Source organism: Curtobacterium flaccumfaciens, assembly GCF_051548005.1.
Lineage (GTDB): Bacteria > Actinomycetota > Actinomycetes > Actinomycetales > Microbacteriaceae > Curtobacterium.
The window spans coordinates 18,709-28,093 of record NZ_JBPUGH010000027.1 but is presented as its reverse complement, the minus strand read 5'-3'; the positions used below and the strand labels follow the sequence as shown (position 1 = coordinate 28,093).

Annotated in this window: 4 protein-coding genes; all 4 read left to right on the top strand. The window is 71.4% G+C overall.

Annotated features, from left to right (window positions below; genetic code table 11):
• Positions 1-224: 224 nt before the first annotated feature.
• The 4 genes from ACSW7Y_RS05605 to ACSW7Y_RS05590 all read left to right on the top strand — a co-directional run bounded on the left by ACSW7Y_RS05605 (position 225) and on the right by ACSW7Y_RS05590 (position 9,350).
• Positions 225-1,058 (top strand): FHA domain-containing protein, encoded by an 834-nt coding sequence (locus ACSW7Y_RS05605; RefSeq protein ID WP_438125343.1) that lies wholly within the window; start codon positions 225-227, stop codon positions 1,056-1,058.
• 65 nt (positions 1,059-1,123) lie between these two features.
• Positions 1,124-1,945 carry a PP2C family protein-serine/threonine phosphatase gene (locus tag ACSW7Y_RS05600; RefSeq protein ID WP_438125342.1) on the top strand — a complete coding sequence of 274 codons (822 nt, stop codon included), beginning with the start codon at positions 1,124-1,126 and terminating at the stop codon, positions 1,943-1,945.
• Positions 1,946-2,073: 128 nt separating this feature from the next.
• On the top strand, positions 2,074-3,486 hold the full coding sequence (locus ACSW7Y_RS05595; protein ID WP_438125341.1) for a serine/threonine-protein kinase: 1,413 nt from the start codon (positions 2,074-2,076) through the stop codon (positions 3,484-3,486).
• Positions 3,483-9,350, top strand: a complete 5,868-nt coding sequence (locus ACSW7Y_RS05590) for an Ig-like domain-containing protein (RefSeq protein WP_438125340.1) — start codon at positions 3,483-3,485, stop codon at positions 9,348-9,350. The genes ACSW7Y_RS05595 and ACSW7Y_RS05590 overlap by 4 nt, the downstream gene beginning before the upstream one ends.
• Positions 9,351-9,385 lie beyond the last annotated feature (35 nt).

Sequence of the window (9,385 nt, the reverse complement as noted above, 5' to 3'; positions counted from 1 at the left end):
GTCGATCGCCGCGTGGTGCGCCTGGGGGCTCGGCTCGGCCGAGCGCGCCCGGACCCGGGCGGTGTACGCACTCGAGACGGCGGCAGATGACCCGCTGGCGTCGCTCGTCCTCCGCATGGTCCGGTGCGGGGTGTCGCCCGCGTGGGACCCGTGGTGACACCGGAGGCGGCGCGGTCGGGGGACCGCATCGTCTACGGTGGGAGCAGCAGCCAGGGAGGGGCCCAGTGCGCAACGACGACACCGCTGACGGCAGCCGCGACGATGACGGCGGCACCGAGCACGCCGACGACGTCGCCGACACCGTCATCCGGCCACGATCCGACGGGCCCGTCGCGGGCGACGACGCTCTCGGCGACACGATCGTCCGCCCCCGCGGGCGTCGAGCGGCCGACCCGGCGGGCGACACGGTAATCCGGCCGAGGCCGCTCGGTGTCGGCGACCCGTCCGACGATCCGCTGGGCGACACGATCGTCCGCCCTCGTCGCGACGAGCGAGAGCGCTCCGTGGCGCTCCCCGACGAGCACACGATCGTGCGCCGAGCGGGCGCGCCGCAGGCGCCGACCGACCAGCCCGACCAGCCCGTGCAGGGCGTTCCGACGCGACCCGGGACCGATGGCGGGCCGGTCGCCGGGCCGGCACCGGGCCTCCAGGACGGAGAACCACGCAGCACGCGCACGCCGTCCGTCCGGATCGGCGACCACGTGCTGCGGCTCGACCGCCCCGTGGTCGTGGGCCGGCGGCCCGCGCTGCCGCGCATCGTGCGCGGACCGGAGCCGCTGCTCGTCACCGTGCGCTCGGCGTCGGGACAGGTCTCCTCCTCGCACCTGCTCGTGCAGGCCTCCGGCGAGGCAGCGGTGGTCGAGGACCTGCGCTCCACCAACGGGACCGTCGTCCGCCCGGTCGCGGGGAAGCCGTTCCGTCTGGCATCGGGTGGGTCAGCGGTGGTCCTGACGGGTACGGTTGTCGAGATCGGTGACGGCAACGCCGTCGAGATCCTCTCGCCGCACCTCCGGGTGCAGCCCGCGGATCCCGTCCCCGTCCCGCCGGACCGGCCGTAGCGGTTCCCTGACCGCCGTGCCCCCGACCGCCGTGCATCCCACCCCCAGAGAGCGATCCAGTACACGTGACCGAACTCGGCCGAGCAGCCACCGCGCACGCCATCGACGTCCCCGGTGCCGACGGCGCCGTCCTCACCCTCTCGTGGGGAGCCGCGACCGACGTCGGTCGCCGTCGCGACCACAACGAGGACAGCTACATCGTCGGCGCTCCGTTCTTCGTCGTCGCCGACGGGATGGGGGGACACCTGGCGGGCGACCGTGCGAGCGACGCCGTCGTGCGGCGCCTCGCGCAGGTGTCGGAGCAGCCGTTCACCACCCGGCAGGGCATCCAGCGTGCCCTCCTGCTCGCGACCGCGGACATCGAGCGGGCGGCGGGCGGCAACGCCATCGGCGCGGGGACGACGGTCACCGGGATCGCCCTCGTGGCGACGCAGGGGCAGCCGGCGGCACTGGTGTTCAACGTCGGTGACTCCCGGACCTACCGGATCGACGACGGGGTACTGCGTCGCGTGACCGTCGACCACTCGGTCGTGCAGGAGATGGTCGACGCCGGACTCCTCCGCGCCGAGGACGCCGAACGACACCCCGACAGCAACGTCATCACCCGTGCCGTCGGGTTCGGCGAGCCGCCGGAGCCGGACTGGTGGACGCTGCCGCTGCGGCAGGGCGACCGCTACATCGTGTGCTCGGACGGTCTCACGAAGGAGCTCGGCGACGTCGGCATCGCGCGCATCGCGGCCCGGGTCGACGGCGCGCAGGAGCTCGCGGAGCGCCTCGTCGGCGACGCGGTCGTCGCGGGTGGCCGCGACAACGTGACCGTGGTCGTGCTGCAGGTCGACGGTGCTCCGGACGACGGTGACGTCGAGGACACGCTGCCGCGACACTGACCCCCGAACTGGGGCCGATGGTGCTCACGGGGTCCAGGGGGCGCCCGGGTCGGCGTCGGTGCCCTTCCGTAGAATGACATGGCCGTGACGAGCGTGCCGGCCGTCCGACGGCTGGGGAGGAGGGGAGCATGGCGCGACGACTGCCGTCCGACCCGCCCGTGATCCCGGGCTTCAGTCCCGTGCACGTCCTCGGCTCCGGCGGGTTCGCGGACGTCTTCCTCTACGAGCAGGACATGCCCTCCCGCAAGGTCGCGGTCAAGGTGCTCCTCGACGAGGTCGTCGACGACCGGGTCCGCCAGATGTTCCAGGCCGAGGCGAACCTGATGGCCCGGCTGAGCACGCACCCGTCCATCCTCACGGTGTTCCAGGCCAGCGTGGCCGCCGACGGGCGTCCGTACCTCGTCATGGAGCTCTGCTCGTCGTCGCTGAGCGACCGCTACCGCCGCGAGCCGATCCCCGTGTCCGAGGTCCTCGCGATCGGGATCCGCATCGGCGCTGCGCTCGAGACGGCCCACCGCGAAGGCGTCCTGCACCGCGACATCAAGCCCTCGAACATCCTGCTCACCGCCTACGGCAACCCGGTGCTGTCGGACTTCGGCATCGCCGCCACCGTGGGGGAGTCCGACCCCGACGAGCCCGTCGGCATGTCGATCCCGTGGTCGGCGCCGGAGGTCCTCGGCGACGAGTCGCGCGGCTCCGTCCAGTCCGAGGTGTACTCGCTCGCGGCGACCGTGTACTCGCTCCTCGCCGGTCGGAGCCCCTTCGAGGTCCGCGGTGGCAAGAACGGCGCTGGCGACCTCATGGGCCGGATCGACAAGGGCGGTGTGAAGCCCACGGGGCGGACGGACGTGCCGCCCACGCTCGAACGCCTGCTCGCCACGGCGATGTCCCGCAGACCCCAGCAGCGACCGGCGACGGTGCTCGAGCTCGTCCGCGGGTTCCAGCAGGTCGAAGCCGAACTCGGCATCCCGCAGACCTCCGCGGACGTCGCGGTCGAGTCCTGGGCGGTCGCCACGCCGACCCCCGACGGCGACCGCACGATGATCCGTGAGCTCCAGCCCCCGTCGCGGCTCGGAGGGCGTCGTCGTGCCCGCCGCGCCGTGCAGGGCGGCGTCGCGGCGATCGGTGCGCAGAGCGTCGGGACCGTGCACCGTACCGGGTCGACGACCCGCGCACGCCGCAGGAGCCGCTCGACGCTGCTGTGGGCGGGGTCCCTGACCGTCCTGGTCGTCGCGGCGCTGGCCGTCGCGACGGTCGTCGTCGTCGGTCGACTCGGCAGCGGTGCCATCCCGGTCGTGTCGGACGTCCGGGCGACCACGACCGCCACGTCGGTGACGTTCCGCTGGTCGGATCCGGGTCTCGGCAGCGGGGACACCTACGTGGTGTCGTCCAACGGTGCGTCCAGCCAGCAGTCCGGTACCACCTTCGTGGTCTCCGGGGAGCGCGGCGCCGAGGAGTGCATCTCGGTCGCGGTCAACCGCGACGGGAAGACCGGGGCAGCGAGCGCGCAGCGGTGCGCGACCATCGGGAGCGGCCGGTGATCCGCGGGCTCCTCGCGAAACACCGCTCGGCGGCGATCACCACCGCTGCATCGGTGCTCGTCGGTGCAGTGGTCGCCACGGCCGCGGTGACGTCGAGCGGGTACCACACGCAGCGGGTCGACCTTGGGGACGGCACCGTGTGGGTCCCGTCGTCGCAGTACGGGGCGATCGGTCGGGCCAACACCGGCGTGCTCGAACTCAACACGGCCGTCGAGACTTCGACCGACCAGCTGGCCGTCCTCCAGCGCGGGTCCACGGTGTACAGCGTCGACCAGACGAAGGGCACCGTCGCGAAGGTGGACGTCACGGACGCCACCGTGGGGGACCCGGTCACCCTGCCCGCAGGTTCACCGCAGGTGTTCTTCGCGGGGTCGTCGGCGGTCATCGGGAACGCCGACACCGGTGAGCTGTGGACGACGCCCGCCGCGGACCTCGCCGACTTCGACGCGTCGACCAAGGCGGACCTCACGCTGGGCGCCGACGCCGTCTTCGACGCCTCGGACGACCACGTCGCGGTCTACTCCCCGAAGACGTCGACCGCCTCCCTCGTCGACCTCGGCACCTCCGTGTCGGTGGCGCAGAAGTGGACGGTCCGGATGGACGCCGACCACGACCTGCAGGTCGCGGCGTTCGGCCGGAACGTGGCAGTGCTCGACCGGACCGACGGCGTCCTCGCCATCGACGGCGACCGCGTCGAACTTGGCGACCGCGTCGGTGCCCAGCCCGCGCTGCAGCGTTCCACGACCGGCGGTGACGGCGTGGTCGTGGCCGGGACGGCCGGGATCGTCCGCGTGTCGCCGTCCGGCGCCGTCGACGCCACGCCGCTCGCGGTGTCCGGCCGTGCGGCGCGACCCTACGTCGACGGATCGTGCGTCTACGGCGCGTGGGCGGGCGGGCAGGCGGTCGACACCTGTGACGGACGCGCGGTGCAGCGCCTCGAGAACGCGACGAGCGGCGGCGGCCTGCAGATCCTGCACAACGGCAGCACGGTGGTCGCGAACGACCCCGACTCCGGGCGGTCCTGGGCGATCGACCGCAGCGGTCAGCTCATCGACAACTGGGCCGACCTCATCAAGAAGGACGACGACCAGCAGCAGGAGCAGGTCTCGAACGACGACCCGGAGGTCGAGAAGGACCAGAAGCCGCCGGTCGCGGTCGACGACTCGCTCGGCGCGCGGCCCGGGCGCACGACGAGCCTGCCGGTGCTGCTCAACGACTACGACCCGAACGGCGACCCGATCATCGTCTCCGAGGTCGGGAAGATCGACGAGTCGATCGGGCGGGTCGCGATCGTCGGCGACGGCCAGCGACTGCAGATCACCCTCACCTCGCGTGCACGCGGCACGGTGAAGTTCCCGTACACGATCACGGACGGCAACGGTGGGTCCGACACCGCGACCGTCACCGTCTCGGTCCGGCAGGCGTCCGAGAACGACGCGCCGCGGCAGGTCCGCGACACGAGCGCGAACGTCGTGCAGAACGGACACGTGGTCTCGAACGTCCTGGGCGACTGGGTCGACCCGGACGGCGACCCGGTCTACCTGAAGTCCGCGACCGCCGCCGACGGCGACACCGTGTCGACGACTCCGGACGGCCTGCTCGACTACCGGAACAAGAGCGGCAGGACCGGTGACCGGTCGGTGCAGCTCGTCGTGAGCGACGGGCAGGCGGACGGCCGCGGTTCCCTGACCGTGAAGGTCGCGAAGGCGGGGAGCGTCCCGCTCTACGCCGACGCCTTCCCGGTCGCCGGGTACGCGGGCAAGGCCTTCACCGTCGATCCGCTCGACCACGTCCGCGGCGGCAACGGCTCGGTGACCCTGACGAGCGTGTCGTCGTCGAAGGGGCTGACCATCACGCCGAGCTACGACTCCGGGACGTTCCGCGTGGTCGGTACGGGGGCGGGCGACCACCAGCTCGAGTACACCGTGACCGACGGGTCGAAGACGACCAGCGGCATCGTCCGGGTGACCATCCAAGCACCGCCGGACGCCTCGACGCCCCCGATCACCACGCCGAAGACGGTCTTCGTCAACACCCTCTCGACGAAGGACACCGACGTCACCGCGACCGACATCGACCCGGCCGGCGGCGTCCTCCTGGTGACCGCCCTCGACGCCCCCGATCGGGCGTCGGGCGTCCAGGCGAGCGTGCTCGACCAGCACACGGTCCGGATCACCCTCACGGCGCCGCTCGACGGACCCGTCACGTTCGGCTACACCGAGACCAACGGCCTGGCGTCCGCGACCGGCACCATCACGGTCGTCGAGATCCCGAAGCCCGACCGGATCCAACCGCCGGTCGCGCAGCCCGACAGCGCCACGGTCCGGGTCGGCGACGTGGCGAACATCCCCGTCCTCGACAACGACACGCAGCCCGAGGGCGAGCCGCTCACCCTGGAACCGGACCTCGTGCAGAACGTCCCGGGCGACGGCGGCCTGCTGTTCGTCTCGGGTGACCACCTGCGGTACCTCGCCCCGAAGACGCCCGGCAGCTACACCGCGGTCTACCGGGTCGCGGGTCCGGACGGGCAGTACGCCGACGCCACCGTCTCGATCTCGGTGCGCGACAAGGACACGGCGACGAACAACCCGCCCGTCCCGCAGACCGTGACGGCACGCGTGGTCGCGGGGAAGTCCGTGCGCGTCTCGATCCCGCTGAACGGCATCGACCCGGACGGCGACTCGGTGCAGCTGGTCGGCGTCGGGTCGAACCCCGACAAGGGCTCCGTGAGTGACGTGTCGTCGGACTCCCTGACGTACGAGGCCGGCGACTACTCCGCGGGGACCGACGAGTTCACGTACACCGTGGTGGACGCCCTGGGGGCTCGAGCCACCGGGACCGTCCGGGTCGGCATCGCCCCGCGTGCTGAGCAGGCGTCGAACCCGGTCGCCGAGGCGGACCACGTGACGATCCGTCCCGGCGGGTCCGTCACCGTGCGCGTCCTCCAGAACGACTCGGACCCCGAGGGCGGTCAGCTCACCGTCACGAAGGCCGAGCCCACCGACGACACCGTCACGGCGAAGGTGCTCCGCGGGCAGCAGATCCGCGTCACCCCGCCGAAGTCGGCGACGAGCGGTGACTTCGCCGTGCTCTACACGGCGACGAACGAGAGCGGTGGGTCCAGCACCGCGTTCCTGACCGTTACCGTGGACAAGGACGCGCAGCCCCTGCGTCCCGAGGTGGACGACACGACGCTCGACCTGCAGGACATCATCCGGCGACAGAGCGTCACGGTCGACGTGCTGAAGAACGTCTTCTTCGCCGAGGGGACCGCGGCCGACCTCACCGTCGGCGTGGTCGACGGGTACGGCGACACCGCCAGGCTCACCGACGACGAGCGGATCGTCGTCCGGTTGACGGACGAGTCGCAGGTGATCCCGTTCTCGGTTGCCCGGAAGGACCGGCCGGACGTCGTCTCGTACGGCTTCATCAACGTGCCGGGGTTCGACGACGCGCTCCCGCAGATCGACCGTACGGCGCCGGCCGTCACCGTGAAGAGCGAGTCCACCGTGCGGATCCCGCTGTCGGACTACGTCGTGACGGCGAACGGCAGGACCGCGACGATCACCGACGACGGCACGGTGAAGGCGACGCACGCGAACGGGCAGGACCTCGTCGTGGACTCCTCGACGCTGCAGTTCACGTCCGCGAAGCTCTACTACGGCAACGCGTCGATCTCGTTCGAGGTCACCGACGGATCGTCCGCCAACGGCGGCAAGGGTCGGACGGCGACGCTCGTCCTCCCGATCAAGGTGCTGCCGCGGTCGAACCAGCCCCCGGCGTTCTCCGGTTCCGCGCTCGACATGGAGCCGGGCCAGTCGCGGACGATCGACCTCGCGAAGCTCACGGACTACCCCTACCCGAAGGACCTGCCGGAGCTCCGCTACTCGATCGTGAGTCAGCCGTCCGACGGCGTCGCCGCGACGATCTCCGGGCAGCGGCTGACCGTGAAGGTCGCCGACACCGCGCAGAAGGACACCACTGCCTCGGTCGGGATCGGCGTCGCCGACGACGCGAACGCCGGACGCGCCGGGACCGTCAGCGTTTCCGTCGTCGCCTCCACGCGTCCGCTGGTGCAGCCCGGCGCCGACAAGAGCGTCGCGAAGCGTGGCGAGACGACCACCATCGACGTGCTCGCCAACGACCAGCCGACGAACCCGTTCCCGGGCGAGCGCCTCCGGGTCGTCAACATCCGCGGACTCGGCGGCGGGTTGCCGGCCGGGGTGAGCGTGACGCCGAGCCCGGACAAGTCCCGGCTCCAGGTCCGGGTGTCCGACTCGGCGAAGCCGGTGGACGCGCACCTGCAGTACCAGGTCGCCGACGCCACGAACGATCCCGACCGGTACGTGTGGGGCGATGTGACGATCTCCGTGCAGGACGTCCCCGACGCGCCGGGGGCCCCGACCCGCACGGGGTCGTACGACGGCGGGCAGGTGACGCTGACGTGGGCGACCCCGCAGGCGAACAACTCGCCGATCACCGGGTACCGGGTCACGGGGACGAACGGCGTCTCGAAGGACTGCGGGACCGCGACCGTCTGCCAGGTGACGGGTCTCGACCCGACGGCCTCCTACCGGTTCTCGGTCGTCGCGACGAACTCCGTCGGGGACAGTGAGCCGTCCGCACAGTCGGTGCCGATGAGCGCCGACTACGTGCCCGCGCCGCCGACGGGCATCACCGTGAAGCCGAACCAGGACACGCCGAACCAGCTCGACGTGAACTGGAACGCGGTGCCCGCGCCGAACAACGGCAGCGCGGTGGACAACTACGTCGTGACGATCAGCGGTCCGGGTATCTCGACGACCAAGAGCACCGGTACGTCGACGAGCATGTCGTTCGGGGGTGCGCAGAGTGGCGCGCAGTACACGGTGACCGTGTCGGCGCGGAACGGCGCGGACCGGAACAACACCGTCGTCCAGTGGAACGAGGGCAGTGCGACGGGCAGCGCCGTCGGCGTGCCGGGCAAGCCGACGAACGTGAACGCAGTTGCGAGCTCGATCGCTGATGGCAACGGCAAGTCGACCGTCACGATCACGTGGGGGGCGGCCGATGCTTCGGGCGGTCCCTTGCTGAAGTACGGCGTCTTCCGGTCTGACAACATCGACTGTTCCGCGAACCCAAGCGGATCCATCGGGTCCAGCAGCCCGGCCACCGACAGTGGTGTCGACGGAGGAAGTGCGACCTACGCGGTGACGGTGTCGAACGGGTTGTTCTGCAACGTGGCCTACGCGAGCGCCGTCACGTACGAGCGTCCCGAAGGGACAGTATCCCCGGCACTCAGTCTCGTGCCGCAGTCAGGTTCAGCTTCCCAGTTCAACTTGCGGGTGACGGCCCCTTCCCGTCGCGTGGACCACTACCGGCTCGAGACCGGCGGCGCCGTAGTCGACCTCGCGCCCGGCGATTCGTGGGTTGGCGTGCCGGGGTCGGGAGCCCGTAACACCGCGGTTTCGCTCACGTTGCGTGCGTGTGGAGGACCAGGATCGACATTCTGCACGACGGATGATCAGTCCGCTGCCGTTACCGGCGCAGCCCTCGACACGTCCGGGTCGATCACGAAAGCGCAACAGGAGTCGCCGCTCGAAGTCGCCGGTCCGACGGGCTCCGGGTTCACCATCACGGGATACGAAGCGACCTTCTACGACGCCGATGGGAACCAGTCGCGACTGCTCGCACCCCCTCAGAGCTGGAAGCCGGGGGAGCAACCCCCAACGCCGCCGAACTCTGCGGTCTTCGCGGCGAAGTCGGTCTCCGTCACGGTTGACGTGTCCTTGGACGACGGCGGATCGGCGGTCACGGGACTCCTGAGTGGTCCCGTTCCCATCGCCGACGCGCCCGCGGATTCCACAACCCCGTCCGGCAACTGAGCCCAGCGCCGCCTACGCCCTACGCTTCCGAGTAG